Source organism: Aeromonas sp. R1-1 (genome assembly GCF_040908495.1).
GTDB classification, from domain to species: Bacteria; Pseudomonadota; Gammaproteobacteria; order Enterobacterales; family Aeromonadaceae; genus Aeromonas; species Aeromonas veronii.
The window spans coordinates 1-25,936 of record NZ_JBFODV010000186.1 but is presented as its reverse complement, the minus strand read 5'-3'; the positions used below and the strand labels follow the sequence as shown (position 1 = coordinate 25,936).

Genomic DNA, 25,936 nt, shown 5'->3' with positions numbered 1-25,936 from the left:
AGGCCCAGATCCCATTTTAAAAAAGTAGGTAAACCATGCTGGATCCCAAATATCTGCGCAGCGATATCGAAGAGGCTGCCGCTCGTCTGGCGACACGTGGCTACGTTCTGGACGTAGCGGCTGTCAACGCTCTGGAAGAGAAACGCAAGGATCTGCAGTCCCGTACCCAGGAGCTGCAGGCCGAGCGCAACGCCCGCTCCAAATCCATCGGTGAAGCTGCCCGTCGTGGTGAAGATGTTGCCCCGCTCAAGGCCGAAGTGACCAAGATCAACGACGAGCTGGAAACCAGCAAGGTCGAGCTGGATGCCCTGCTGGCCCAGCTGAAAGCCATTGCCGACGCCATCCCCAACCTGCCGAGCGAGACCACTCCGGTGGGCCGTGACGAGAACGACAACGTGGAAGTGCGCCGTTGGGGGACCCCGCGCGAGTTCAGCTTCCCGGTACGCGATCACATCGATCTGGGCGAAGCGGCCAAGGGCGTTGACTTCAAGAACGGCGTCAAACTCTCCGGTACCCGTTTTGTGGTGATGAAGGGTCAGATTGCCCGTCTGCACCGTGCCCTGGCTCAGTTCATGCTGGATCTGCACACTCAGCAACACGGTTACACCGAGTGCTACGTGCCCTATCTGGTGAACCCGGACAGCCTCTATGGCACCGGTCAGTTGCCGAAATTTGCTCAAGACCTGTTCAATACCGGTATCGAAGGCGAAGGGGAAGAAGAGGGCAAGGTGCGCAAGTTCTCTCTGATCCCGACCTCTGAAGTGCCGCTCACCAACATGGCCCGTGACGAGATCTTTGACGCCCAAGAGCTGCCAATCAAGATGACCGCCCACAGCCCCTGCTTCCGCTCTGAAGCCGGTTCCTACGGTCGTGATACCCGTGGTCTCATCCGTATGCACCAGTTCGACAAGGTTGAAATGGTTCAGCTGGTTCACCCGGAGAAATCCTGGGATGCACTGGAAGAGATGGTGGGTCACGCCGAGAAGGTGCTGCAACTGCTGGAGCTGCCGTATCGCGTGATGGCGCTCTCTACCGGTGACATGGGCTTCTGCGCTTCCAAGACCTACGATCTGGAAGTGTGGCTGCCGGCCCAGAACACTTACCGCGAGATCTCCTCTGTCTCCAACTGCACCGACTTCCAGGCGCGCCGCATGCAGGCTCGCGTGCGTATCGACGGCAAGCCGCAGCTGCTGCACACCCTGAACGGCTCCGGTCTGGCAGTGGGTCGTACCCTGGTTGCCGTGATGGAGAACTACCAGCAGGAAGATGGCCGCATCGCCATCCCGGCTGCGCTGCAATCCTACATGGGTGGCCTGACCCACATCGGGTAAGCTCACACCGCAGACCACAACGCCATGGCATTGCCATGGCGTTGTGCATTCTGGCGCCGATCAACCGTTTTAGTGCTGAAAAAATGCGGCTTTTCGGCGTCGCTTTGAACAGTTAACACATTTTTATCAAGCAATGCGCAATCGTTTTTGTTAGACTGCGCCGCAATTTCGCAGGACATCTTTTTCTATGGTCTGGATTGATTACGCCATCATCGGCATCGTCGGTTTTTCTGCACTCATCAGCCTGGTGCGCGGCTTCGTCAAAGAGGCCATGTCTCTCGTCACCTGGTTCGTTGCCTTCTTTATTGCCAGCCATTTCTATCCTGATCTCGCCGCCTATTTTACCTCTTTCTCCGATGCGCTGGTGCGCAACGGTCTGGCCATCGCGGCGCTGTTTGTGGCGACCCTGATCCTCGGCAGCGTGGTCAACTATGTGGTGGGCCTGTTGGTGGACAAGACGGGTCTCTCCGGTACCGATCGGGTGCTGGGGGTCTGCTTCGGTGCAATTCGCGGGGTGCTGATCGTCAGTGCCCTGCTTTTTTTCATGGATACCTTCACCAGCCTCTCCCAGAGCGACTGGTGGGTGGCGTCCAAGCTGGTGCCGGAGTTCAAGCCGGTGATCCAGTGGTTTTTCGGGTTCATGTTGAACTCATCCAGTTTTCTTAAACAGGTATAGTGACTTCGAGGTAGCAAAGACATGTGTGGTATTGTCGGTATAGTTGGCACCACCCCCGTCAATCAGGCCCTCTACGACGCCTTGACGGTGTTGCAGCACAGGGGACAGGATGCCGCCGGGATCGTGACCATTGATAGTGGAAACTTCCGGCAACGCAAGGCCAATGGCCTGGTGAAGGACGTGTTTGAAGTGCGCCACATGCAGCGTCTGCAAGGGAACATCGGCATAGGTCATGTCAGATATCCCACCGCAGGTAGCTCAAGTGCCGCTGAAGCCCAACCTTTTTATGTGAACTCACCCTACGGCATGGTGCTGGCCCATAACGGCAACCTCACCAACGCCAAGGAGCTCAAGGAGCAGCAGTTCAAGGTCGCCCGTCGCCACATCAACACCACCTCCGACTCGGAAGTGTTGCTGAACGTGCTGGCTCACGAGCTGGATCGCTGTGACAAGATGGCCCTGCGCCCCGAAGATATCTTCGCCGCGGTGCGCAGAACCCATCAGCAGATCCGCGGCGCTTATGCGGTGGTCTCGCTGGTGATCGGTCATGGTCTCATCGGTTTTCGCGATCCCAACGGCATTCGCCCACTGATCCTCGGTCGTCGTCAGGACGAGCAGGGCCAGGTGGAGTACATGCTCGCCTCCGAGAGCGTGGCGCTCGACGCCATCGGTTTCGAGACGGTGCGGGATATTGCGCCGGGTGAAGCCATCTACATCACCGAGCAGGGCCAGCTCTTCTCCGAGCAGTGTGCGGAAAATCCGCAGATGAGCTCCTGCATCTTCGAATACGTCTATTTCGCCCGTCCCGATTCGTGCATCGACAAGGTCTCGGTCTACGCCGCCCGCCTCAACATGGGTCGCAAGCTGGGTCAGAAGATTGCCCGCGAGTGGGAAGATCTCGACGTCGATGTGGTTATCCCTATCCCCGAGACCTCCTGTGACGTGGCGCTGGAGATCGCCCACACCCTGGATCTGCCATACCGTCAGGGCTTCGTGAAGAACCGCTACATCGGCCGTACCTTCATCATGCCGGGCCAGACCCAGCGCAAGAAGTCGGTGCGTCGCAAGCTCAACGCCATTAGCTCCGAATTCAAGGGCAAGAAGGTGTTGCTGGTGGACGATTCCATCGTGCGTGGTACCACGTCCGAACAGATCATCCAGATGGCCCGTGAAGCGGGGGCAGCCAAGGTCTACTTCGCCTCGGCGGCGCCGGAAATTCGCTTCCCCAACGTCTATGGCATCGATATGCCCACCGCCAACGAGCTGATCGCCCACGGCCGTGAAGTGGAAGAGGTGTGCAAGCTGATTGGCGCTGACGGTCTGATTTTCCAGGATCTGGAAGATCTGGAAGCCGCCGTGCGGGAGATCAACCCGGATCTGCGTCACTTCGAGACCTCGGTCTTCAATGGCCACTACGTCACCTCCGACGTGGACCAGTCCTATCTGGATCACCTCAACGCCCTGCGCAACGATGACACCAAAGCGGTGCGTGAGTGGCAGGAAGGCACCAGCAATCTGGAAATTTTTAACGAAGGCAGTTAAACGTTTGCGGTTTTGCCGGATGAGATAGCGAGATGGGGGCCAGTGGCCCCCATTGTCGTTTTTGCCTCACACCGGCAGAAGGGGTAGGGGGTATCTGTTTGAAAAACATCCGTTTATCTTGCCGGATATGGGCATGGCCAGCGGGATCCGCTAGCATAGGCGGCAACATATATGATCGATACGCTTTTAAGAGACGAGAGTTCAGATGGATGATCTGCTAGCCCCCGTGCGCCAGTTCTTGCAGTGCGAAACCCCTGACGAGTGGGTGGAGATGGCGCGGGATCCTGCCCGTTTGCCAACCCTGCTCATCGATCACGCCAACTGCGAGACCAAGGCTGCACTCACTGCACACAGTCTGGTGCGCCGCTACTGCCTGCCCAAGGGCAAGCGTCATCTGCTGCCCAAGCTGGAGTTCTATCGCGAGCTGGACACCATTCCGGAGAAGGCCGAGATCTTGGGCAAACGCAGCATGGGGGAGTCTGATCGCACCGTCTTTGCCGAGCTGGAGCGCAATCCGCTGCTGTTTCCCATGGTGCGTCTCATTCAGGAGGAGCTGCATCACTTCGAGCAGGTGCTGGAGATCATGCAGGCCCGCGGCATCGAATACGGGCCGGTGACGGCCTCCCGCTATGCCCGCCAGTTGATGCAGCATGTGCGCACCCATGAGCCAGCCACCATAGTCGACAAGATGATCATCGGCGCCTATATCGAGGCCCGCTCCTGCGAGCGTTTTGCCAAGCTGGCGCCCCATCTGGACGAAGAGCTGAGCCGCTTCTATGTCTCTTTGCTGCGCTCCGAAGCGCGCCACTATCAGGATTACCTGAGCCTGGCCGAACAGTACGCAGGGGAGGATATCAGCGAGCGGGTGGCCTTCTTTGGCAAGTTGGAAGCCGAGCTAATCTGCTCGCCGGATCCGCAGTTCCGGTTTCATAGCGGCCTGCCTGTCACATCTGACAGTTGTTGACGCACAGGGGGCAAACTACTATTGCCCTGTTCCTACTACGAGCGACAAGTAGTTACTTTTTAGCGCAATTCCCGGCCCTGAGCCGGGATCTTTTTTTCTGTCGTACCTCCTTCCTGCTTTTGGCGCTCTATGCTGAATCCCTGGCTATTTTTGCGTCTTCCCTTTGCGATGAAATCCTGTTCGATCAGCCGGTTATTGTGGTGATAAAGTGCTCATTCAAGTGGCTCACCCTTGTAGAAACGGGCGAAACCGTGTACTTTTTTGCCTTCGCAAGATTTGAATAACCAATCAATAGGAGCGTGTATGCGCATTGTTCTGTTGGGGGCTCCGGGCGCCGGCAAAGGTACCCAGGCTCAGTTCATCATGGAAAAACACGGTATTCCCCAGATCTCCACCGGCGATATGCTGCGTGCGGCGATCAAAGCGGGCACCGAGCTCGGTCTGAAAGCCAAAGCTGTGATGGACGCAGGTCAGCTGGTCTCTGACGACATCATCATCGGTCTGGTCAAAGAGCGCATCGCTCAGCCGGACTGCGCCAAAGGCTTCCTGTTGGACGGTTTCCCGCGCACCATTCCTCAGGCGCAAGCCATGAAGGACGCCGGTGTCGTGGTTGATTTCGTGCTGGAGTTCGATGTGCCGGACGAAGAGATCGTCAAGCGTATGAGCGGCCGTCGCGTTCACTCCGGCTCCGGCCGTACCTACCACGTGGTGTTCAACCCGCCGAAAGTGGAAGGCAAGGATGACGTGACCGGTGAAGATCTGGTGATCCGCGCCGACGACGAAGAGACCACAGTACGCAAGCGTCTGGATGTATATCATCAGCAGACCGCGCCGCTGATCGGTTTCTACGGCAAAGAGGCGGAAGCGGGCCACACCCGTTACGTCAAGATCGACGGCACCCAGCCGGTTGATCTGGTCAGCAAGCAGCTTGCCACCATTCTGGGCTGATCTTTGCTGTCGGCACTGTTTCCCGTGCCATCAGATAAATAAAGAGAAGGGCCCTGTCGGGCCCTTTTTGCATAATGACAGATAGACAGGAAGCCAACGTGACCACGAAAACCGGAATATTGCTGGTCAATCTGGGTACCCCAGCCGCACCGACCACCGCTGCCGTCAAAGCGTTCCTCAGCCAGTTCCTGCACGATCCCCGTGTGGTGGACCTGCCCCGTTACCTCTGGTGCCCGCTGCTCCACTTCATCATCTTGCCGACGCGCTCGCCCAAAGTGGCCAAGCTCTATCAGCAGGTGTGGACCGAGCAGGGCTCGCCGCTGATGGTGATAAGCAAGCAGCAGCGCGCCGCACTGGAGCAGGAGCTCAAGCGGGAGGGGGTTGAGGTGCCGGTAGAGCTGGCGATGACCTATGGTTCCCCGTCAGTGAATGATGGCTGGCAGGCGCTCAAGGCCAAAGGGGTCAACCGGGTGATCCTGTTGCCGCTCTATCCGCAATATTCGGTCAGTACCACCGCCTCGGTCTTCGATGCCTGGGGCAAGGCGATGAAGAGAGAGCGCAATCTGCCGGTGGTACGGCTCATTCGTGATTATCACGCCCATCCCGAATACATTCAGGCGCTGGCCATGAGCGTACGCCGTCACTGGGAGCAGCACGGTCAGGGTGATCATCTGCTGATGTCGTTCCACGGCATTCCCGAGCGCTACGAGAACGAAGGGGACCCCTATGGTCACCAGTGTCGCCACACCGCCACCCTGCTGGCCGAGGCGCTCGGGCTGGAGGCCGGGCAGTGGACGGCCAGTTTCCAGTCCCGCTTTGGCAAGGAGGAGTGGCTCAAGCCCTACACAGACGTGACCATCGCCGGTATGCCTGCAGCGGGCATCAAGCGGCTCGATGTGATTTGCCCTGCCTTTGCCGCCGACTGCCTCGAAACCCTCGAGGAAATTCAGGTACAGAACCGGGAGATCTTCATGGAGGCCGGTGGCGAGCGGTTTGAATATATTCCGGCCCTCAACAGCGATCAGGCCCACATCAGGATGATGGTCTCGCTCATCTGCCGCGAATTGGCATGAGTGACCGGCAGTCAGTCAAACAAGGAGTCGAGTCATGGTACATATCACGCTGATCTACGCAGGCCTGCTGGGGCTGCTGTTTCTGGGGCTCTCCTTCTGGGTGGTCAAACGCCGCGCCCAGTTCGGGGTGATGATAGGGCAGGGGGAGGCCCCCGAGCTGCTGGCGGCGATCCGGGCCCACGGCAATTTTGCCGAGTATGTGCCGCTGACCCTGCTGCTGATGGCGCTGTGCGAGCTCTCCGGTGCCGGTGCGCTCTGGCTGCATGCCGGTGGCGCCATGCTGCTGGTCGGCCGCATCCTGCATGCCATCGGCATCCAGATCCCCAAAGCCCCCAATGTGCCCCGTTTTCTGGGTACCTTGCTGTTCTGGCTCGCCCTCGGCCTCTTTTCGGTACTGGCCCTTTTGCAGGGCATGGCGGCCGCCTGAAAACAGGCGCTTTTTTATGCTAGGGAACCACCTCGGACGGGGTGGTTTTTTTATGGTGAAAAGGCAAACGTTTTTCCTTGCAAGCCTTGTCTATACTGACTCCATTATTTAAACAGGGCGACTTTTCGGGGCGGCGGATTGTGTTAAAATCCCGCCCCTCTTTCCCCCAGAGCACAGAACATTGCCATGAAATTTCCCGGTCAGCGCAAGTCCAAACACTACTTCCCTGTCGACAGACGCGATCCCCTGGTTCCGCAAAATCCCCTGTTAACCGAGCTGGGCAAAGCCTACGTCGTCGGGATTGATCAGACCCTGGTTGATATCGAAGCCCATGTGGATGAAGACTTTCTGACCCGTTATGGTCTGAGCAAGGGGCACTCCGTCGTCATCAGTGATGATGTAGCCGAACGGATTTATGACGAGCTCAAGGCCAACAACATGGTGGTGAGCGAGTTTGCCGGTGGCACCATCGGCAACACGGTACACAACTACTCGGTACTGGCCGACTCCCACTCCATCCTGCTGGGTGTGATGAGTCAGGACATTCGCATCGGCTGCTACGCCTACCGTTATCTGTGCAACACCTCTTCCCGCGTCAATCTGGACTATCTGCAGCCGGTTGATGGCCCCATCGGCCGTTGCTTCACCTTCATCACCGAGTGCGGCGAGCGCAGCTTCGGCATCAACGCCGGCAAGATGAACCAGCTGGATGTGCAGCATATTCCGGAGGATGTGATCAAAGGGGCGTCTGCCCTGGTGATCACCGCCTATCTGGTGCGTGGTGACGATGGTGATCCGATGAAAGAGGCGGCCATGACTGCTGTGCGTTATGCCCGCGAGGCCGGTATTCCCGTGGTGCTGACCCTGGGCACCCGTTTCGTCATCGACGAAAACCCCCAGTGGTGGCGCGACTTCATTGCCGAAAACGTGACCGTGCTGGCGATGAACGAAGACGAAGGTGAAGCCCTGACCGGTATCGCTGATCCGCTCGGTGCGGCCGACAAGGCGCTCGACTGGGCCGACATGGTGCTCTGTACTGCTGGCCCCATCGGCCTCTATATGGCGAGCTACACCGACGAGGACTACAAGCGCGAGACCACTCATACCCTGTTGCCGGGCGTTATCCCCGAGTTCAACATGTATGAGTTCAGCCGCCCGATGGCCCGTGCCAAGTGCCGCAAACCGGCCCGTATCTACTCCCACATCTCCCCGTATATGGGTGGCCCGGAGAAGATCAAGAACACCAACGGGGCAGGGGATGGCGCCCTTTCCGCCGTGCTGCACGACATGGTGGCCAACTCTTATCACCGGATGAATGTGCCCAACTCCGCCAAGCACATCTCCGAGTTCCTGACTTACTCCTCACTGGCCCAGGTGTGCAAATATGCCAACCGCGTCAGCTACGAGGTGTTGGCCCAGAGCAGCCCACGTCTCTCCCGCGGTTTGCCGGAGAAAGAGGACAGCCTAGAAGAGGTTTACTGGGAGCGTTGATCTCCTGAATCTGCAAGACGCCTCCATCGGGAGGCGTTTTTGCAGGCAAATATGAGTTATCCCGGCTTTTTTCCCAGAATAACCCCAATATGCTTGAGTCCATGTCACTTTTGCGACACCATTTGGCCATCGTATTGTCGCCCGACAATACCGCAGCACCCGAAAGAAAGAGAGAATCCCATGAGCATGCTTAACGACAACCTTGACGCCAATTTCCAACTGTTTATCGAACAAGTCCGCGAGTCGGGTCAGGTGTGGGGTCTGCGCTATGGGGAAGACTGGGTCGTCTGCCGCTCCGCCGAATTTGAAGATGCCGACGTGATGCCGCTCTGGTCTGCCGAAGAGGACGCCCGTCTGCACTGCGTCGACGAGTGGGCCGATTACGAGCCGGAAGTGATCGATCTGGAAGAGTTTCTCGATATCTGGATCAACGATCTGGATGAAGACGATGTACTGGTCGGCCCGAACTGGAACGCCGATCTGGAAGGCCAGGAGCTCGAACCCATCGAGCTGGCCAAGGCTCTGGTTGAACTGGACGCCTGAAAGCGCCTCCATTGATGGCCTGAACGTACAGGCCATCGGGACAAAGACCGGCACCCGTGAGGGTGCCGGTCTTTTTTATGGTCGAATGGCCCGATTGATGAGTTAAAAGCCGATTTGCCTTTGCACCTGTCAGGGGGATGGTCCATCATCAACCTTTTGCCAAGGGAGGAGCGCCATGTTTGTATTCGACGTAACGGGAGCTGCGGGTGAGAAGGCCAGCATTCGGGTGCAGGCGCTGGATTGGGCGCAAGCCGGACCAGTGACCTTCCAGTGCGATGATGATCAGCTGGCGGTCGTGCTCCTGAGCGGTTGTCGTTGCGATGCGGTGGGCTTTTTCAACCTGTTGGCGGGGTGTAAACCTCTCTATATCGAACAGTGGCTCAGCTATCTGCAGGAGAGTGGTCGCATTGGCAAGTGGAGCCACCAGACCGAGAGTCCCGCCGATGGGGACTATCTGGCCAGAGCCGGTCTGGAGCACGATGAGCTCAATACCCTGCTTGGCCAGGTCTATCAGGTGGCGGGGTTCAATCGCCTGCAAATCAACCGTTACCTCAAGAATCGCCACAACCCCACCACGCTGGCGACCCGTTACGATCAGAAAGAGCTGGAACGCTATCGCCAGCTCAATGACATCATTCTGACCCTTTTGAAGCTGAAGCATCCTCAGTAAAGAGCCCCAGTTGGCTGATATCCGGTCGCAGCGGTTGCGGCCGGGCGATCAGATAGCCCTGCAAGCCATCGACGTACATCCCCTGCAGCAGCTGTTTCTGACCAAGCTGTTCTACCCCCTCTGCAATCACCTGACACCCCATCCGATGCGATACATCGACGATCATCCGCACGAACTGCTGGTTGGTCTGATCCTGCTCCAGTCCGGTGATCAGGGCAGGGTCCAGCTTGATGTAGTCGGGCTTGAGCTCGCGAAACAGGGTAAAGGAGCCGATCCCCTTGCCGAAATTGGCGATGGCCGAGCGACTGCCGTTGCGGCGCAGCAATTCAAACACCCGCTTGGCGCCTGTCAGGTTGCGTTCCAGATGCTCTTCATCCAGTTCGAACACCAGATTGGCGCTGGTATTGGGATCTTTGAGCAGCTGGCGGTCAAGCCAGATCAGGAAGGCGCTGTTTTGCAGCAAGTTGGGGGAGAGGTTGATCCCCCAGCGACTCTGGTTGGCACCAAAGGCCCGGTACTGACGCATGATGTGGGTAATGACCAGCTGCTCCAGCCGCATCACCATATCCAGCCGCTGGGCCATGGCAAACAGGGTGTCGGTGGGCAGGGCGGTGCCGTCATTGCCGCTGAAGCGGGTGTAGATCTCGTTGTAAGCCAGCATGCTGCGGTGCAGGGGCTGGATCGGTTGGTAGGTAAAGCTGAGCCGCTCCTGTGCCAGCACGTCGGTCAGCACGTCGCGCCAGTGGTGTTGCCCCTGCAGATCGGAGGCGCTGTCATCCTGCTGGATGGCCCAGCCGTTGATGGTTTCGGTCTGGGCGCGAGCCAGCGCCAGATCCGCTCTGGCCAGCACCGCTTCGATTTTCTGGCCGCTGCTGAGCTTGGTCAGCCCCGAGTAACCGGTGCTCTCCAGCTCGTGCTGATCCTGATAGTGATCGAAGGCCACCTTTAAATCCTGCCCCAGCAGATGGGGGGGAATATTGGCCACCGGTTGTACCAGCACGGCAAAATCGGCCCCCGAGATGCGATAGACCTGATTGCCCGGGAAGCGGCTTACCACCCGCTTGATCAGGGCCGCCATGTCCTTGATGTAGGCATCACCAGACTGGAAGCCGCGCTGGGCGTTGATCTTGCCAAGCTCGGTGGCACGGATCAGCACCAGGGTGGCGGTCTGGGGGTCCTGATCCCTCTGCAGCAACTCGGTCATGTCGCGGCGAAATGCATGACGGTTGAGTAGCTGGGTCAGCTCGTCGGTGGTGGCCAGGTTGCTGAGCTCGGTCAGCTGGCGATGGGCGCTCTGCTCGGCGCTTTCGAACTGTTCCAGCAGCTGTTGCAGTACCTCCTGGGAGGCGGGCTCATCGAGTTGTGAGGGGGCCCGCCCCCTGATCGCCTTGACCCAGGTGAGCTCCTGATGCTGGAGCATGCCATCCATGGTGCGGATGGCCAGCATCAACAGCAGGATCATGCCAAGCAGTGTGGTGGCCAGAATAATGGCCAAAGTGAGCGGTGTGCTCTGCAGGGCTAACCAAACTGCTTGCAGGAGCAGCAGGGGTATGGTCACTATGGTGGCGATCATGAAGAGGGGGCGTCCAAGCTTGTGAACCATCTTTTTATCCTTGAAGTGGCTGCTTTATGAGGGAATTTTAACCAAGCTTGCGGTGCAAAGCATGCTATTCCTCGCAACTCGGTGAAAAGGGTCAATTGAAATCGGTTAAATGTGAGTGAAACCACTTTCACAGGTACCGAAACAGGCGAAGATGAGTTGAAAACAGATCAAACAAGGCAGAGGTAAATCATGTTGTTAGAGCCAGAAAATAGTGCCAAAGCACGACAATTGTTGAACCAGAGTATGGCACTGGTGCTGGCAGGTGGACGTGGCAGTCGCCTGAAGCAGTTGACTGACAACCGCGCCAAGCCTGCCGTCCATTTCGGTGGCAAATTCCGGATCATCGACTTTGTGCTCTCCAACTGTATCAACTCGGGGATCCGCCGCGTTGGTGTAGTCACCCAATACAAATCTCACAGTCTGCTGCGTCACCTGCAATCGGGCTGGTCCTTCCTGCGTTACCAGATGAACGAGTTCATCGACCTGCTTCCAGCCCAGCAACGGGTGGATGAGGTGCACTGGTATCGCGGCACCGCCGATGCCATCTATCAGAACGTCGATATCATTCGTGACTACGGCCCCAAATACCTGGTGGTGCTGGCTGGGGATCACATCTACAAGATGGATTATGCCGCCATGCTGCTCGACCATGTACGCCTCGGTGCCAAGGTGACGGTAGCCTGCATCGAAGTGCCGCGGGCAGAGGCATCCGCCTTCGGGATCATGGATATCGACGAGCAGCGCAAGATCCGCGCCTTCGTCGAAAAACCGGCCAATCCGCCTGCCATGCCGGGTTGCGATGACCGCTCCCTCGCCTCCATGGGGATCTATATCTTCGAGGCGGAGTACCTCTACCAATTGCTGGAGGAGGATATTCACAATCAGGACTCCAAACACGACTTCGGAATGGATGTGATCCCCCGCATTGTGGAGGAGGGGATGGCCTTTGCGCACCCCTTCAACATGTCCTGTGTCGGGGCACGCGAGGGGCAAAAGCCCTACTGGCGTGACGTGGGTACACTGGACTCCTTCTGGGAAGCGAACATGGATCTCGCCTCCGTGCTGCCCGAGCTCGATATCTACGATCAGAACTGGCCTATCTGGACCAGCCAGACCCTGACGCCACCGGCCAAGTTTGTGCAGGATCGCAATGGCCAGCACGGCATGACCATCAACTCCATGTTCTCGGGCGGTACCATTGTCAGCGGATCGTTCGTGCTCAATTCGGTACTCTTTACCAATGTGCGGGTGCACTCCTTCTGCACCCTGGATCAAGCCATCATCTTCCCCGGGGTCGAGATTGGCGCCGGTTGCCGTCTGCGCCGGGTGGTGGTGGATAAAGGGTGTGTGCTGCCCGATGGACTGGTGGTGGGCGAGAATGCCGATGAGGATAGCCGCCGCTTCTACCGCTCCGAGCAGGGAATTGTGCTGGTGACCAAGGAGATGCTGGACAAGCTGGTTTGAGGAAGGCCCTTGAAACTGTGTCAGACGCTGTAATGCAAAGGGAGCCAAACTTGCTCCCTTTTTCATGCTGGTGAATGGCGAGGATTATTCGCTAACCACCGCTTTGGCGGCCATCACCATGGCGGTGCCGTGCTTGCCACCTGCGGCGGTCACTTGCGGTACACCATCTTCATCGGTGTCGCTGCCGGCACCTTCGATGATGTTCTCGCCGGAGTCACCGATCCACTCGGCCATCTGCATGCCACCGTTGACGGTGCCACGGAACCAGCTGACGTACTGACCGGTCAGCTTGGCCAGCTCCAGCTCGGGCGCCTTCTCGACCCCTTCGTTGCGCAGGTTCAGCATGGCTGAGCGCAGGGCGCCGGAGATGGCAGCCTGGGTCCAGGGGGTGTATTCACCCTGTTTACCCGCCAGCCAGGTGCCCGCCTTGGCATTGAAGTAGGCCTTGTCGGCAGCGATGAACAGTTCGCGGGCGGCGGTGCGGTACTTGGCATCGGAGGTTGCGAGGAACGCAGCCGTCAGACCACGGATGGCGGCGAACTGTGCATCGATGGAGTAGCTGGCATCGAGCTTGCCACCCAGGGTGATGCCATCATGCACCAGACCATTTTTGCCCTTGAGGTTGGCAAGGATGAAATCGGCCTGTTTGCGGATCAAGTCGAGCGCCTCTTGACCCTGCTTGGTCTTGAGGTTCAGCTCGCCATTGTCACCGGCGGCGTAACCGACCGGCAGCGCATCCTGAGCGCGCTGGAAGATCTGCAGGGCGACCAGTGCGTAAGCTGCGTCAAAGGTGGTGACGTGCTTGCCCTGTTTGCCTGCCTGCCAGCTGTCGACCAGGGTGCCAGACTTGGCATCAAAGTGCAGGGCAGCCAGGTTCTTGAAGGTGAGGTTTGAGAGATTGATCGCCAGCGAGAAGGCATCGCTGCCCGCAACGGCTTTGCCCAGGTCATTGGTCTTGTTGGCAGCCGGTGCGGCGGCAAACGGCGCACCGTCAAACACGGCGTGGAAGGCCGGGTTCTGGTTGGTGTTGGCGCTGCGCTGATCACTGAAGGCATAGAACTCGGAGAGCGGCCACAGCATCATCCAGGCATCGCGCAGCTGGGCGGAGCCATCCACCACCTCCAGCTTGCCGATGGCACCGGCATCGTTGTTGCTGGTTTCGGTCACTTTCACCTGATGGGGGAAGTAAATCACGCCCTTGGCCGGATCGTACTGCGGGGTGATTTTGGCGCCCAGTTGCTTGCCATCGAAGCCGAGCTGGTTCTGCATTATGGCCAGCTTGTCGATGGATTGTTCGGTCAGCATCATGCCGTTGAAACCATCGGCAGCAGAGACGCCCAGCTTGTGCTTGCCATCCTGATCCATGGTGGCGGAGGCGGCTTCTACCTCTTCATCGGTCTCGGCCACGTGCATGCCGCCGAGGAAGTCTTGCGACCACATCACCTCTTTGAGCAGGATGCCGCCCACCGCTGCGGGCACCAGCAGGTTGTCGCTGCCGCTCCAGCGCAGGGTGCTGTAGTCGCGGAAGTAGGCGGGCACCTGGGTCTTGACGGTTTTCTCGGTCCCTTTGGCGGTCTTGATGGTGATCTGGTCGCCATTGACCGGGGTGGCGTTGACGGCCTGGGCAAACTCCGGATTGGCGGAGGCGTAGGGCAGGGAGAGGGGATACATGCCCTGCGGCACTTCATCAGCCGGGAAGCCAACGGCATCGGCCATGGCCAACACCCGTTGTCCCAGAGAGGCCATGGTGCCACCACGAGCCAGGTTTTGCGGCCCGTTTACCAGATGCGGGCCCATGCCGGATTGGTAGTTGAGGGCGTACATGGCCTCTTCGGAGTATTCGTAGGATTCGATGCCGGCAGCGAAGTCGAACGGGGTCGGCTCATCGGCACGGTTGGCATCCAGCACATCCAGATCCAGCCCCAGCGCTTCGGCCAGCGGCTCACCGGAGAGCTCGAATTCGGTATAGGCCAGCATGTTGGCGGCGGTATTGAATGTCTTGTCTTCGACTTTGACGGCAGCGTGTGCGGCGCCGCTGATCAGTGCGCAGGCGATCGCCTGAACCAGTACGGTTTTTCTCATGTCCCTTCTCACCATTGGTTGGTTTTATTATTGACGCTTCTCATGACGAATCTAAATGAGAATGGTCTGCATTATGCTGTGTTGGAGGGGACTTGAGAAGTAAAAAACCGCCCCATTCGGCTGCACGTTAAAGCAGACGTGCGCTGTCGAAGAGGGCGGTTATCTGTTTATTGCGCTGAAAGTGCCAGTGCGGCGGCGATCAGAGCAGCTTGAATGGGATGACCAGACGGCCCGGCTCTACCTTGAGGGCTTCGACCTTATCCTTGATCCTGGCTTCGTTCTTGCGGCTGCTGTCGAGGCGGTAGACCGGGGTCTGCGACAGGAACAGGGAGAGCGACTGATTGAAGGTGGGCAGCAGCGGGGTGAGGGCGGCCCCGATATCGGCCGGCTCGGTCTTGACCGAGACCAGTTCAAGGTCGCGCAGATAGATGGCGCCCTGATCGGCCACATAGTCCGGGCGTGCGCTCAGGGCAAAGCGGATCTTCATCTGCTGGCTGCCAAGGGGGCTGCTCACCTGCAGGTCGCCAGCGGCATCCAGCTCGATGCGATCCGCTTGTTTGCGGCCGATACGGCTCTGCATCTCATCCAGACGGATCTTGCTCGACATGATGCCGGGGATCCCCAGCTGTTTTTCAAAAGAGACTTGATCTTTGAGGTACTGGTTGATTTCGGCCTCGCTGACGTTGTACTGGGTCAGGGAGCAGGCCCCCAGCAGCAGGGCGAGGGGGAGTAACAACAACTGTTTCAACATGATGGATTCCGCTTGGGCAACTATGATGGCGCTATCTTACGCGATAACGGGCGTGGAATGAGAGCCTCATACCGTGGGAAATCACGGAGTTGCTGCATTCCCGATTGTTTTTTGGCAACCGCCGGGTTCATCATCGACGAGTGAGCGGAATAGGGCTGAGCTGTTGGCTGCGGGCGCAGGTCTACGCCTGAGCAGAGAGAGAACAGAGAGCGAGAAGAGCACAGAGAACGAGGAGAGCGTAATGGTTCGGATGGGCAAGGTTGACCGCAGGGCGCTGCTGTGGCTTGGCTGCATGATGGGACTCTGGAGCCCGTCGCTGTGGGCCGAGGTGAAGGTGATCCCGGTCTTCGAGGCGCAGGCGGCGGTGCAGACCCTCAAGGAGATCTATCCCCAGCTTGGGGTGAGTGCCATGGGTAATCAGCTGGTGCTGAGCGGGACGCCAGCCCAGCTGCAGGAGGCCGAAGCCACGCTGGCGCAGATCAACCAGCCGCCGCAAAGTCTGCTTATCGAGTGGCGGGTCGATGGTGCCGCCAGCGGTCAGCAACTGGGGGGCTCAATCAGTCGCGACGAGGCCAAGCGGCAGTGGCTGCTCGATGGCAACGCCCGGCAGTACCAGCGCAGCCAGAACGACAGCTGGCAGGTGCGCGGGCTGTCGGGCCGTCCCGTGCTGCTGCAGATGGGCTCCTATCAGCCGGTCACCTTCTATCAGTGGAACGGGGGGGCCGTGGTGGGGATGATGCCGTTGGTGAACGGCCTCTATGCCACGGCCACCTTGATTGGCGATCGGGTGCAGATTGCGCTGAGCAGCGAACAGGCGAGGCTGGATCAGGGCACCATCAATCGCGGGCAGAGTGCCACCGAGGTCAGTGGAGCCCCGGGCCAGTGGCTGACAGTGGGGGAGCTCTCAACCAGCTCGGCAGATCAGGGGAGCAGGCTCGGCACCCAGCTACAGGGCGGACGAGGCAGCCAGAGCGAGCGCCAGACCCTGCAGATCCGGGTCACCCGCCAATAAGCAATGTAGTGGTCTAATCATCCCGGACACCATTTTAGGTGGTACAGTCGCCACCATGACCTGAGGTGTTCAATGACAAGATTACGTCGCTCATTTACTGCCGAATTCAAACTCGAAGCCGCATCCCTGGTGCTCGACCAGGGATATTCTGTCCCTGAAGCCAGCTGTTCACTGGATGTCGGTGAAACCGTACTGCGTCGTTGGGTTCAGCAGCTTCAATCCTAACGAATTGGCACTACCCCAATCAGCAAAGCGCTGACTCCGGAGCTGCAGAAAATCCAGGAGCTGGAAGCCCCATCACTCTGGTCTGCCGCGCTTTCGATGTTCCCACCTCCTGCTTTTACGACTATCTGACTCGCAGGCGGACGATTAACCGTGAGCGTATGCAGCAGCGCTCTGAGTTGCGCAGGTTGTTCAAAGAAAGCCGGAACTCAGCGGGCAGCCGCGCCTTGATGTCGATGATGCGAGAGTTGGGGTATCAGATTGGCCGATTCAAAGTACGTAACCTGATGAAGGAAGCCGGGCTGGTATCCAAACAGCCGGGCGCACACCGCTATAAGGTGGCACAGTCTGAACGACCGGATATCCCCAATCTGCTGGCCCGTGAATTTGATGTCCAGCAACCCAATCAGGTGTGGTGTGGCGATATCACCTACGTCTGGGCAGGTGGTCGTTGGCATTACCTGGCAGCGGTGCTTGACCTGCACACCCGGCGGGTCGTGGGCTGGGCGATGTCAGATAAACCAGATGCAGAGCTAGCCATCAAAGCACTGGAGATGGCCTATCAGCAGCGGGGTTGCCCATCCGGTGTGCTATTTCACTCTGACCAGGGCAGCCAATATGGCAGCCGGGCATTTCGGCAACGAGTGTGGCGCTATCGCATGACCCAGAGCATGAGTCGGCGTGGTAACTGCTGGGATAACGCCCCGATGGAGCGACTGTTCAGGAGCCTGAAGTCAGAGTGGCTCCCGGCTATGGGATATATGAGCTTGCGAGAAGCGAAACGAGATATCAGTTATTACCTGATGGATTACTTACTACAACTGGCGGCGTCCACATTGCCACAATGACGGGATACCGCCAGCAAAAGCCGAAGAACGGCCTAACCAAGTGTCCGGATTTAGTTGACCACTACATTATGACCTGAATTGAGGCTATTGGCAGCGACGTGTCGTCAAGTCACCAAGCTTTCACTATCACCTATTGCAGTACCGGCACAGCTGGTGCTGCAAGTCGTGAAGGTCTATCCCGGTAGCATGGGGGGCTACCAGTTTGGTTCATAACTCCAGCTCGATTATGGGGATCTCCCAACGTTCGCTGCGCATCTTGGGTTGATACTCTTCTTTCTCCTGTTCTTTACGTCGTTCCACCAGAGCAATCACTCGGGCTTCACGGATGCTATTCATGTCGAATTTCCAGGTCTCTTCGCCGAGCAGGGAGAGGCGAGCTATTTCGTGATTCTGGTGATACACATGAAGCTTGTTGTTTTTATCGGGAGCGATACGCACGGCATCGCCAACCTTTATCTGACTGAGCAGGCGGTGGATACGATGAGTCTCGCTACTGCGTCCGGCATAGCCCAACACCAGTTGCGACATACCCATCATGGCAAAACGACGTTGTCTGTCCGGTCGGGTTGCGTAAGGTCTCTGCACGTAGCAGTGGGAGGCGATCAGTGGAATATGGGGATTACGTTGATCGTGGCGAGCCATGAGAACCAGCCTTTCGATAGCACGTGTCATCCCCACATAGAAGAGGCGCCGCTCTTCTTCCAGGTTACTGGTCGATAGCTCCGCCGCGCGTTGCCAGCCGCCGTCGAGAAGTATCACATGGCGATACTCCTCCCCCTTAACCCCATGTACCGTACTTAACAATACCCCTTTACCGAAGCGGATCTGGCGCTTTTGCTCGCTCAAATACTCGTAGAGGAACATCAGGAAGTGGTGGGCAGAAAGAGCGTGCTCTCCCTGGCTGGCTTGCCATTGAGCAATCAGATTGTGCAGTAGCTCCTCCCAACGGTTGGCCAGTGAGAGTGGAGGGAGAGGGGCTGCAAGTTGCTCCGCTGTCAGCAGGGCATGACCTTGCTGTTGTAGCCAATTCTGGTAGCGCAAGATTTCACGGCAGCGATGCACAGGAAAACCGTTCTCTTTATCCAGAGTAAAACGACAGGGAATATCGGCATCTGCCAGCGCCGAGCGAACCCAGGCCAGTTCCTCCTTCTCCAGCCCATTACGGGCCAGCACGGCGATAGATTCCAGCGGGCAAGTGGGAGTCTTCTCACGGATAAGCGCGATATGTCTCACAACCTCGGCTGCCTGTTGCGCCACATCCTGGCACTGCTGGATGATGACACGGCCCTGTGCTGCCTCCAGTCCCTCCCAGTGCCCCCCGGCCACTTCCATCTTGCGCCTGTCGTCGATCTTGATGGGATGTGTACGCTTCATGCGATCCTGATTGTGCTCAATCACGCGGTTGGAGGTCTCGATGATGTGGGTGGTGGAACGATAGTTCCAGGTCAGGAAGTGAGTCTGGGCATTGTAGTCGTGCTCAAAGCGGCGAATAAAGCTGACGTTCGCGTCGCGAAAGGCGTAGATCGATTGGTCATCATCACCCACAGCCATCAGATGCAGTCGGGCCTCCTCATCCTCTTCGCTTTTGCCCACCAGTGCCGCGATAAGCTGGTACTGTTGTTCATCAATGTCCTGATACTCGTCGACGAGCAGAAATTGCAATCCACCGAGCAGCTTTTCACGCTGCTCTTCCAATTCGAGACCGAGCTGGTTCTGCTCCCCCCGGAGCAGCTTGATTGCGTCATCAATGATGGTGGTAAAGTCGATATCGTCGGATGTCCGGTTTTGCACCGCATTGCCTGTCAGACTCATTGCGAGACCGTGAAAGGTGAATACCGAGACCCGTGCTCCGTCACGCCCCAGCAACTCGGTCAGGCGTCGGCGCAGGGACATCGCCGCATTATGGTTGTAACAGAGCAACATGATCCGCGATGGGGAGATTTGCTTGACCCGCATCAGGTAGGCGCAGCGGTGGATAATCACCTTGCTCTTGCCTGACCCCGGGCCTGCCAGTACCAGCAAGTTTTGCTCGGGCGGTGCCTGAACGATCTGCTCCTGGGCTCGGTTGTGAAGATCTTCGACAATGCGCTTCCAGGAGTGTTCGCTGGTCGCCAGCTCCAGGATTTTGTTGCGCCCTTTGAAGTAGTGACCGAGGAACTTGTCAGCTTCCATGGAAAAGTAGTCTGTCACCAGCTTTTTGGCTTTCTTGAAGTGCTCCAGGCTGATGCGGGCGTATTCATTCATCACATGGATCTGAATCACCTTCTGGCGATAGTGATGCTCAAGCGGCTGATAGTCTGCCTTGTTGTATTGTTGCTGCCGCTCAGCGGTCAGCGTGAGGGTCATAGCGCTTCGGAACACGGCAAGACCATTTTGCAGCACGATGGCGTGTTGCTCATGCAGGTAGAGCAGTGCCCGCTCTGCGCCTTTGAGCAACCACTCCTGGTGGCTGCTTGCCTCCCGCTTGTTCATGAGCTGAGCCACATCCATGTCTTCTCGCAGGTATTTGACCAGTTGTTCCAGGGCAAATGACAGCATTACCTGGCGCTGGACACTCTCTTCGCTGCTTGCCAACAGGGTGTAAAGAAAATCGAGGGTGGCGCCTGTGACGCGATGGCGTTGATCAATTGTCTGCTCAATCTGGGACCAGGTTCGGTTGAAGGTGAGTTGGTAAAGATCCCGAGAGAGATATTTGACATCAATGGAGCCTTTCTCGCCCCCCGAGCGACCATCCTGGGCCCAGCTGGTCAGCAAATTGCGCAGCAAGCCAGGGTTACACCGCTCATGCCCCAGATCTTTGATGGCCTGATTGACCAGTCGAATGTTAAAGATCAGCCCTTGCCCTGTATCAGGTTCGGGTTCTTTTTCACGCAAGATGTCCAGCATCGCCTTTTCAATGCTGTGTACTTGCCCGCAGAGCACCCGGGCATTGTCTCTTCCTTTGGGGCGAAGCCAGGTAGTCAGTAACATCCCCTGAGAGAGCAGACCGACATCCGCCATCTGGGTGAGTACCCGCATCACTTCACTGGCCTGAACTCCACTTCCGTGATCGGCCATGTATTGGCCTGCCTCTTCGGCAATGGCATCGGCACTGAGACCATCATCATCGGCAGCACTCATCAGCGCCTGGATAACCGCTTGCCATATGGCTTTGGCCTTGGGAGCCAGTTTCAGACTGTCTACCCTTTTCATTGCCTCTTCTGTGGAAGCAAACAGAGGGCGTCCCTGAAAAACCTGAGTGATGTTGTCGCTGCGCTCCAGATAGCCAGCGCGCTCGAGCCAGGCGATCGCTGTCTTGACCTTGGTATCCGCATTGGTGTCATCGGCAGCAAAGCTGGTTTCCACCTCAGGCAGGTTGATGAGCTCTGCACTGGTTGCGACCAGTGGCGGGTTGTTCTCCTGCTTGCCGCCTTTGCTGGCCCTGAGCCGTATTCCGCGCAGAATCTGCTTGATATCGCGCAGGCTGACTTCACTCATTGCCTCGAGCTGGAACTGTTTCTCGATATCCTGTTCATCAAACAGCAGTACGCAGTGGGCTTGTGCTGTATCGCGTCCCGCTCGTCCCGCTTCCTGTAGATAGTTTTCGAGGGAGCCGGGGATATCGGCATGGATCACCAAACGCACATCATCCTTGTCGATCCCCATCCCGAAGGCGTTGGTCGCGCAGATGACCCGGATCTCGCCATTGATAAATTGTTCGAGAGTCGCTTTTTTCTGGGCACTGTCCATTCGGGCGTAAAAGCGCGAGATCGGGAGGGATTGTTGCTGACCGAGGAAATCGGCCAGCTCGTCCACGCTGCGCTTGGTTGCGCAGTAGATAACGCAGGAACCGGGCTTTTCCTCACCGAAGAACTGCTCGAGCAGGTTAAGGATATGGCCCTGTTTATTGAGACCGGGACACTCAACGACGGCATATTCGAGGTTGGTACGTTCAACCCCGCCTTCCAGTCTGAGAAGAGGTCTGGGCTGTTTGTCGAGAAACTGGGCGCAAATATCCTCAATCACATCCGGTTTGGCGGTCGCGGTATAGCAGAAGACAGGAGGCATGGGGACCTGCTGTTCCTTGGCAATGGTGGCGATGGCCTTGGCACAGTAGAGATAGTCAGGGCGAAAATCATGCCCCCATTTCGACAGGCAGTGCGCTTCGTCAAATACCCAGCCACCGATCTGACGTTGTCGTATTGCTTGTTTGACTGTGCGGTTGCGCAACTGCTCGGGGGAGATATAGAGCAAGGCGATATCCCCCATACGGATCTGTTCAAGAATCGCGCCTCGCTCTGGTAGCGTCAGCAGCCCCGAGATAGCGGCAACCCCTTCAATACCGGCCTTGTGCTTAAGGTTGTCCACCTGATCCTTCATCAGTGCCTGCAGGGGGGATATCACGACCGTGAGAGCACCGCTTCGCTGGTTACGCACCAGTGCCGGGAGCTGGTAGCAGAGCGACTTACCGCCGCTGGTTGGGAGTATGCCGAGCAATGCGACGCCAGCCATGGCTTCCTCGATCAAGGTCTTCTGCAATGGTGTCCCATCAGGCAGGTTGCGAAAGTTGTCGAGCTCGAAGATTCGCTGCAGATGGCGGCGTGCATCGTGGTTCTCCTGACAATAGCTGCAGTCAGCATGACCGCAGTGACGTTCACGAATTGTGTGAATGATTTCTGCGGTCTGGGGGAAGCGGCGCCAAATCCAGGGGGGCAACACGGAGTTCCCGCCGGACACGGGCAACCAGGCGCAGGCATAAGCCAATGGTAACAACAGCATGGGTTGACGCAGGGCATCACCAATCACCCGGTTGAGCTGATTGGGGCACGCTTTCTCATGGGCAATGCTCTTGATGAGAGTGGGTAGCTCCGAGACCCGCACTGGCGGGCGGCCTGTCAGTCTGGCAAACACCAGTGACAGACCCTGAGTGTTAAATTGCGCCATGACTCCCTGGTCGAACAGATATTGATAAAGCTGCAATTGGGACAGGGGTAAGGCTTGCAGGGCTATCAACTGTTCCGAGAAGATCTGCAATGCGAGCCTTGCATCCGCGACCGGATCATTGAGGGTATCCCGAACCAGTTTGTAATCCTTGACCAAGCGGTGATAGGGGTTTTTGGGAAAGGCAAGGGGAGATAGATAGAGGGTATCTATTACCGGCTTTTCGAGAAGCAACTGGGGACGTACAGCCTGTTTGGCCAACCAGGGGAGATCAAAATCGAGAATATTATGGCCAAGGATTACCTCAGCCCCCTGTGCCAGAGCATTTAACGCCTTGATGGAAAGATCCTGCGGGCCTTTGAGATTGAGCTCACGATCAGCCAGGAGTGCACCCAGATGGCGCAGCTTTTCATCCCTGGTCAGCTCAAGGTCAAAAGAAAGAATCTTGTCATCCCCAAACAGGGCCACGACATCAGCTGGGTTCATCAATAGCCATCTCCATCTGGCGTTGACCTATCATGGCGATAATAAGTGCCAACAGATCAGTGAGTTGGACGAATATTACCCGAAATGTTGAGCGGTGGCATCATTCAGAGCCCTCTGGCCGCGCTTCTTTTGGCTGGCATCCCGTTTTTGTAAATGCCTCTGCCCCCTTAATCGTTCATGTCTGTAAAGTGTCGTCCTTGTCATAGTCAACCCACTGATCTTGTGAGACTATTTCCCTTTATTTTCCGATTGGAACGCATTGTGTCCCTCGACTACTACCAGCGCCACGCCACCGAATTGGCGGCCCGTTACCAACAGGTATCTTCGCGCACTGTTCATTGCGACTGGCTCACTCTGCTGGAGCCTTGGCTCGTGGCGGCGCCGCGCCGGTTGCTCGATGTAGGGGCTGGCAGTGGTCGGGATGCCGCGTTTTTGGCCGGGCTCCATCAGGGCAACACTGTGGTCGCTGCCGAGCCCTGTCAGGCACTCGCTTCGCTGGGACAGTGCCGTACCCGGGATGTTGCAGTGGATTGGGTCAATGACGCTATGCCGGCTCTCTCTCGCGTGACCGGTACTTTTGATCTGATTTTGCTCAGTGCTGTCTGGATGCATCTACCCCCGGAGTCTCGTCCCTTGGCGCTGGCACGTCTTCATGAGCTGCTCTCACCAGATGGTTATCTGGTACTGAGTCTTCGTCTGGTTATCTCGGAGCAGGAGATGCGGGAGCGAGCCATGTATCCGGTAGCTGTCGATGAGGTGGAGCGGCTTGCATTGGAGGAGGGGATGACACTGCTCCATGTGTCAGAACCACAGGAGGATGCCTTGGCGCGTAGCGGCTTGAGTTGGCAGAGTCTGATCCTTGGGGGTGAACATGCACGCTTCCCCTGAGCAACAACTCGCTTTTATTGCCTATCTGCAACGCATCTTTACCGAAGGCGATTTTGTGGCCACTTACAAGTGCGCCTTGCTCCACGGGATTGCAGATATCGCGATTGAGCGCAGTACCGAGACCCATGATCTGACCGCGGCGCGCACTATTACGCTGGACGAACTGGCCACCAAGTTTGTGGAGCTTTATTGGCAGCACAGTCTGCCCTACTCGGCGACGGGAGAAACGGCTACCTTGCTCAAACAGAGCAGCGGTCGTCAGGCCATCATGCTGACGGAGTTGTCCCGGCTGCGTGCAGAGGGGGTCCGCTCGGTAACTGCACTGCGTCGGCACGACGCCTGGCGGCCTCTTCTTGCCCGAGTTCGGCGCATCCTTGTTGAGGGGCCCTTGTGGCGTCTGCAGATCCTGGGTGGGCGAGAGGAGTACCACCTCTATCCTCATCAAAGGGGCGCGGATCATATCTGCCTGAACCCCGGAATTCTCTACTGTCTCCACCGCTTTTACGATCTGGTGGTCTCCCTCTCCCGACAGCATTGGTTGCAGCTTATCTGCGACATCAAGGGGAATCAGCCACTGATTGGCCCAAGTGTAGGGCTGGAGAATTTTCTATTTGGTTCAAGCCGTCAGGCGCTGGGACGGGTGGGGGAGGTTTTGAGGGACTTGCAGGGGGGAACCTGTTTTTACTGTAACAAGGCGATACACGGGAGTGGTGAGGTAGACCATTTCATCCCCTGGCGTCGTTATCCAATCGATTTGGGCCACAACTTCGTACTGGCACACGCCAACTGTAACCGGAGCAAACGGGATTTTCTTGCCGCTCCCGAGCACAGGGATGCCTGGTACGAGCAGAATATCCTGACCCATGGGGCGTACCTCACTGACGAGCTGTCCCCTCTGGTGAGCATCGACGCCGAGCGTTCTACCGCAATCGCCACTTGGGCCTATCAGCAAGCACTCCGTGAGCATGCTCGGTTGTGGCGTGGTATTGACCTGTTTGTGGACGTGACAGCCCCCAGTGTGGGGATGAGTAATCTAGGCTTCTCTAGACTCTTCTGAGGCAGATACGAAAAAGCCCAGCCAAAAGGCTGGGCTTTAGAATTTGGCTCCCTCGACAGGATTTGAACCTGTGACATACGGATTAACAGTCCGCCGTTCTACCGACTGAACTACGAGGGAATTGGCTCCTCCCAAGGACTTTAACCCGTTATCTACGGATTGGATGTTCGCCGTTCTACCGACTAAACTAAGGAGGAATTGCCTGTCTCGTTAAGACGGGGCGGATAATAGTAATCTATCTAATAAAAGTCAATCAGAAAGACATGCAGAATCAGGTAGCTTGCAAACTGAATCGCTAGAAAAAAAAACGCCGCAGCTATGGGCTACGGCGTTGTCATATGATACCGATTAATTAATCATCTCATGGCCGTTGCTCATCAGCCATCATCTCCAACCGAAAATCCTCGTTATCAGCCTCTATCTGCTGCTTTCGATCTTCAACTGCATCGGCAAGTGCATCCAGTCGGGACACCCTCGGCGCAACTCTTAGCCTATCTGGCACAGCAACCCCAAAATGCTTCCCAATCAACTCAAAAACCCTGTCGAGAAACTGATTACGCCCCCAGTCAGGAGTCTGCGCAATCAGGGAGAATAGTTGACGCTCGAACTGGGGCGTTTGGGCCAAGCTAGGCATATACTGTTTTATCAAGTAGGGGAGCTCGCGACTCCCGTACTTGGGTTTACGAGCCTTCATGGCGGAGCTAAGATAATGGGCCTCCGCAAGAATTTGACGGCCATATTGTTGTTCAGGCATGTGATATCTCCATAGAATTCAGACGACTTTTAACTTCATCAAGACGCTCGGGCTTGAATAAAGGCTCAAGTGGGTATTCAGGGACTTGTCGTAGCAGCAGAGCCAGTACCCGCAACACCTCGCCAGTCACCGGTACAACATTCTCCGGTAGAGCGGCCCGCTTGCTGTTCTTGCAGGTGTCGAC

21 protein-coding genes, 2 tRNA genes and 1 pseudogene are annotated in these 25,936 nt (G+C 57.3%); 15 read left to right on the top strand and 9 right to left on the bottom strand.

Annotation, left to right across the window (positions count from 1 at the left end):
* Positions 1-35 precede the first annotated feature (35 nt).
* The gene (serS, locus tag AB5Y92_RS11415; RefSeq protein ID WP_005337087.1) at positions 36-1,331 is read left to right on the top strand and encodes a serine--tRNA ligase; all 1,296 of its coding nucleotides are present in this window, start codon (positions 36-38) and stop codon (positions 1,329-1,331) included.
* A gap of 2 nt (positions 1,332-1,333) precedes the next feature.
* On the opposite strand, the gene AB5Y92_RS11410 is transcribed toward serS, so the two are convergent.
* On the bottom strand, positions 1,334-1,510 hold the full coding sequence (locus tag AB5Y92_RS11410; RefSeq protein ID WP_155396129.1) for a hypothetical protein: 177 nt from the start codon (positions 1,508-1,510) through the stop codon (positions 1,334-1,336).
* An 8-nt stretch (positions 1,511-1,518) separates the two neighbouring features.
* Here AB5Y92_RS11410 and AB5Y92_RS11405 point away from each other — a divergent pair, with 8 nt between their 5' ends.
* The 9 genes from AB5Y92_RS11405 to AB5Y92_RS11365 all read left to right on the top strand — a co-directional run bounded on the left by AB5Y92_RS11405 (position 1,519) and on the right by AB5Y92_RS11365 (position 9,665).
* A complete protein-coding gene (locus tag AB5Y92_RS11405; RefSeq protein ID WP_181221988.1) occupies positions 1,519-2,007 on the top strand; it encodes a CvpA family protein in 489 nt (162 codons plus the stop codon).
* A 21-nt stretch (positions 2,008-2,028) separates the two neighbouring features.
* Positions 2,029-3,549, top strand: coding sequence for an amidophosphoribosyltransferase (purF, locus tag AB5Y92_RS11400; protein ID WP_005351229.1), 1,521 nt, complete (start codon positions 2,029-2,031; stop codon positions 3,547-3,549).
* Between the two features lie 205 nt (positions 3,550-3,754).
* Positions 3,755-4,513, top strand: coding sequence for a tRNA-(ms[2]io[6]A)-hydroxylase (miaE, locus tag AB5Y92_RS11395; RefSeq protein WP_167556638.1), 759 nt, complete (start codon positions 3,755-3,757; stop codon positions 4,511-4,513).
* 303 nt (positions 4,514-4,816) lie between these two features.
* A complete protein-coding gene (gene adk, locus AB5Y92_RS11390; protein ID WP_005337083.1) occupies positions 4,817-5,461 on the top strand; it encodes an adenylate kinase in 645 nt (214 codons plus the stop codon).
* A gap of 98 nt (positions 5,462-5,559) precedes the next feature.
* Positions 5,560-6,534, top strand: coding sequence for a ferrochelatase (gene hemH / locus AB5Y92_RS11385; protein WP_162517664.1), 975 nt, complete (start codon positions 5,560-5,562; stop codon positions 6,532-6,534).
* Positions 6,535-6,568: 34 nt separating this feature from the next.
* Positions 6,569-6,961: an MAPEG family protein gene (locus tag AB5Y92_RS11380; RefSeq protein WP_005359993.1), complete on the top strand. Its 393-nt coding sequence runs from the start codon at positions 6,569-6,571 to the stop codon at positions 6,959-6,961.
* 186 nt (positions 6,962-7,147) lie between these two features.
* Positions 7,148-8,452 (top strand): inosine/guanosine kinase, encoded by a 1,305-nt coding sequence (locus tag AB5Y92_RS11375; protein WP_019445536.1) that lies wholly within the window; start codon positions 7,148-7,150, stop codon positions 8,450-8,452.
* A 180-nt stretch (positions 8,453-8,632) separates the two neighbouring features.
* A complete protein-coding gene (locus AB5Y92_RS11370) occupies positions 8,633-8,995 on the top strand; it encodes a DUF2750 domain-containing protein (RefSeq protein ID WP_005337077.1) in 363 nt (120 codons plus the stop codon).
* 175 nt (positions 8,996-9,170) lie between these two features.
* The gene (locus AB5Y92_RS11365) at positions 9,171-9,665 is read left to right on the top strand and encodes a hypothetical protein (protein ID WP_042055706.1); all 495 of its coding nucleotides are present in this window, start codon (positions 9,171-9,173) and stop codon (positions 9,663-9,665) included.
* Here the strand turns inward: AB5Y92_RS11365 and AB5Y92_RS11360 are convergent.
* Positions 9,628-11,268 (bottom strand): EAL domain-containing protein, encoded by a 1,641-nt coding sequence (locus tag AB5Y92_RS11360; RefSeq protein WP_368226804.1) that lies wholly within the window; start codon positions 11,266-11,268, stop codon positions 9,628-9,630. The genes AB5Y92_RS11365 and AB5Y92_RS11360 overlap by 38 nt on opposite strands.
* Positions 11,269-11,457: 189 nt before the next feature.
* Between AB5Y92_RS11360 and glgC the strand changes: the two genes are divergently transcribed.
* Complete coding sequence (glgC, locus tag AB5Y92_RS11355; protein ID WP_139459496.1) at positions 11,458-12,732, top strand: glucose-1-phosphate adenylyltransferase; 1,275 nt, start codon at positions 11,458-11,460, stop codon at positions 12,730-12,732.
* An 84-nt stretch (positions 12,733-12,816) separates the two neighbouring features.
* Here glgC and AB5Y92_RS11350 read toward each other — a convergent pair whose 3' ends face one another.
* Positions 12,817-14,814 (bottom strand): hypothetical protein, encoded by a 1,998-nt coding sequence (locus AB5Y92_RS11350; RefSeq protein WP_368226803.1) that lies wholly within the window; start codon positions 14,812-14,814, stop codon positions 12,817-12,819.
* A 199-nt stretch (positions 14,815-15,013) separates the two neighbouring features.
* Positions 15,014-15,565 (bottom strand): lipoprotein, encoded by a 552-nt coding sequence (locus AB5Y92_RS11345; protein WP_098969277.1) that lies wholly within the window; start codon positions 15,563-15,565, stop codon positions 15,014-15,016.
* Positions 15,566-15,806: 241 nt separating this feature from the next.
* Here AB5Y92_RS11345 and AB5Y92_RS11340 point away from each other — a divergent pair, with 241 nt between their 5' ends.
* Both AB5Y92_RS11340 and AB5Y92_RS11335 read left to right on the top strand, forming a co-directional pair.
* Positions 15,807-16,577: a hypothetical protein gene (locus AB5Y92_RS11340; protein WP_368226802.1), complete on the top strand. Its 771-nt coding sequence runs from the start codon at positions 15,807-15,809 to the stop codon at positions 16,575-16,577.
* A gap of 72 nt (positions 16,578-16,649) precedes the next feature.
* Positions 16,650-17,705, top strand: a pseudogene (locus tag AB5Y92_RS11335) (IS3 family transposase).
* A gap of 149 nt (positions 17,706-17,854) precedes the next feature.
* Here the strand turns inward: AB5Y92_RS11335 and AB5Y92_RS11330 are convergent.
* The gene (locus AB5Y92_RS11330) at positions 17,855-23,053 is read right to left on the bottom strand and encodes a RecQ family ATP-dependent DNA helicase (RefSeq protein WP_368226801.1); all 5,199 of its coding nucleotides are present in this window, start codon (positions 23,051-23,053) and stop codon (positions 17,855-17,857) included.
* Positions 23,054-23,314: 261 nt separating this feature from the next.
* On the opposite strand from AB5Y92_RS11330, the gene AB5Y92_RS11325 reads away from it, so the two are divergent.
* Positions 23,315-23,941 (top strand): class I SAM-dependent methyltransferase, encoded by a 627-nt coding sequence (locus AB5Y92_RS11325; protein WP_368226800.1) that lies wholly within the window; start codon positions 23,315-23,317, stop codon positions 23,939-23,941.
* Complete coding sequence (locus AB5Y92_RS11320; protein ID WP_368226799.1) at positions 23,925-24,998, top strand: HNH endonuclease; 1,074 nt, start codon at positions 23,925-23,927, stop codon at positions 24,996-24,998. The genes AB5Y92_RS11325 and AB5Y92_RS11320 overlap by 17 nt, the downstream gene beginning before the upstream one ends.
* A gap of 44 nt (positions 24,999-25,042) precedes the next feature.
* On the opposite strand, the gene AB5Y92_RS11315 is transcribed toward AB5Y92_RS11320, so the two are convergent.
* The 4 genes from AB5Y92_RS11315 to AB5Y92_RS11300 form a co-directional block, all read right to left on the bottom strand.
* A tRNA-Asn gene (locus AB5Y92_RS11315) sits at positions 25,043-25,118 on the bottom strand.
* Between the two features lie 2 nt (positions 25,119-25,120).
* Positions 25,121-25,195 (bottom strand) — tRNA-Gly (locus AB5Y92_RS11310).
* Between the two features lie 164 nt (positions 25,196-25,359).
* Positions 25,360-25,752, bottom strand: coding sequence for a hypothetical protein (locus AB5Y92_RS11305; RefSeq protein WP_139493804.1), 393 nt, complete (start codon positions 25,750-25,752; stop codon positions 25,360-25,362).
* Positions 25,745-25,936: hypothetical protein (locus tag AB5Y92_RS11300; protein ID WP_368226798.1), on the bottom strand; the 192-nt coding region annotated here is incomplete at its 5' end. The genes AB5Y92_RS11305 and AB5Y92_RS11300, both read right to left, overlap by 8 nt.

Excerpts from the sequence above, each read along its gene's own strand:
- serS (WP_005337087.1), top strand. The coding sequence starts at position 36 with ATGCTGGATCCCAAATATCTGCGCAGCGATATCGAAGAGGCTGCCGCT.
- AB5Y92_RS11410 (WP_155396129.1), bottom strand. The coding sequence starts at position 1,510 with ATGTCCTGCGAAATTGCGGCGCAGTCTAACAAAAACGATTGCGCATTG.
- AB5Y92_RS11405 (WP_181221988.1), top strand. The coding sequence starts at position 1,519 with ATGGTCTGGATTGATTACGCCATCATCGGCATCGTCGGTTTTTCTGCA.
- purF (WP_005351229.1), top strand. The coding sequence starts at position 2,029 with ATGTGTGGTATTGTCGGTATAGTTGGCACCACCCCCGTCAATCAGGCC.
- miaE (WP_167556638.1), top strand. The coding sequence starts at position 3,755 with ATGGATGATCTGCTAGCCCCCGTGCGCCAGTTCTTGCAGTGCGAAACC.
- adk (WP_005337083.1), top strand. The coding sequence starts at position 4,817 with ATGCGCATTGTTCTGTTGGGGGCTCCGGGCGCCGGCAAAGGTACCCAG.
- AB5Y92_RS11380 (WP_005359993.1), top strand. The coding sequence starts at position 6,569 with ATGGTACATATCACGCTGATCTACGCAGGCCTGCTGGGGCTGCTGTTT.
- AB5Y92_RS11375 (WP_019445536.1), top strand. The coding sequence starts at position 7,148 with ATGAAATTTCCCGGTCAGCGCAAGTCCAAACACTACTTCCCTGTCGAC.
- AB5Y92_RS11370 (WP_005337077.1), top strand. The coding sequence starts at position 8,633 with ATGAGCATGCTTAACGACAACCTTGACGCCAATTTCCAACTGTTTATC.
- AB5Y92_RS11365 (WP_042055706.1), top strand. The coding sequence starts at position 9,171 with ATGTTTGTATTCGACGTAACGGGAGCTGCGGGTGAGAAGGCCAGCATT.
- AB5Y92_RS11360 (WP_368226804.1), bottom strand. The coding sequence starts at position 11,268 with ATGGTTCACAAGCTTGGACGCCCCCTCTTCATGATCGCCACCATAGTG.
- glgC (WP_139459496.1), top strand. The coding sequence starts at position 11,458 with ATGTTGTTAGAGCCAGAAAATAGTGCCAAAGCACGACAATTGTTGAAC.
- AB5Y92_RS11350 (WP_368226803.1), bottom strand. The coding sequence starts at position 14,814 with ATGAGAAAAACCGTACTGGTTCAGGCGATCGCCTGCGCACTGATCAGC.
- AB5Y92_RS11345 (WP_098969277.1), bottom strand. The coding sequence starts at position 15,565 with ATGTTGAAACAGTTGTTGTTACTCCCCCTCGCCCTGCTGCTGGGGGCC.
- AB5Y92_RS11340 (WP_368226802.1), top strand. The coding sequence starts at position 15,807 with ATGGTTCGGATGGGCAAGGTTGACCGCAGGGCGCTGCTGTGGCTTGGC.
- AB5Y92_RS11330 (WP_368226801.1), bottom strand. The coding sequence starts at position 23,053 with ATGAACCCAGCTGATGTCGTGGCCCTGTTTGGGGATGACAAGATTCTT.
- AB5Y92_RS11320 (WP_368226799.1), top strand. The coding sequence starts at position 23,925 with ATGCACGCTTCCCCTGAGCAACAACTCGCTTTTATTGCCTATCTGCAA.
- AB5Y92_RS11305 (WP_139493804.1), bottom strand. The coding sequence starts at position 25,752 with ATGCCTGAACAACAATATGGCCGTCAAATTCTTGCGGAGGCCCATTAT.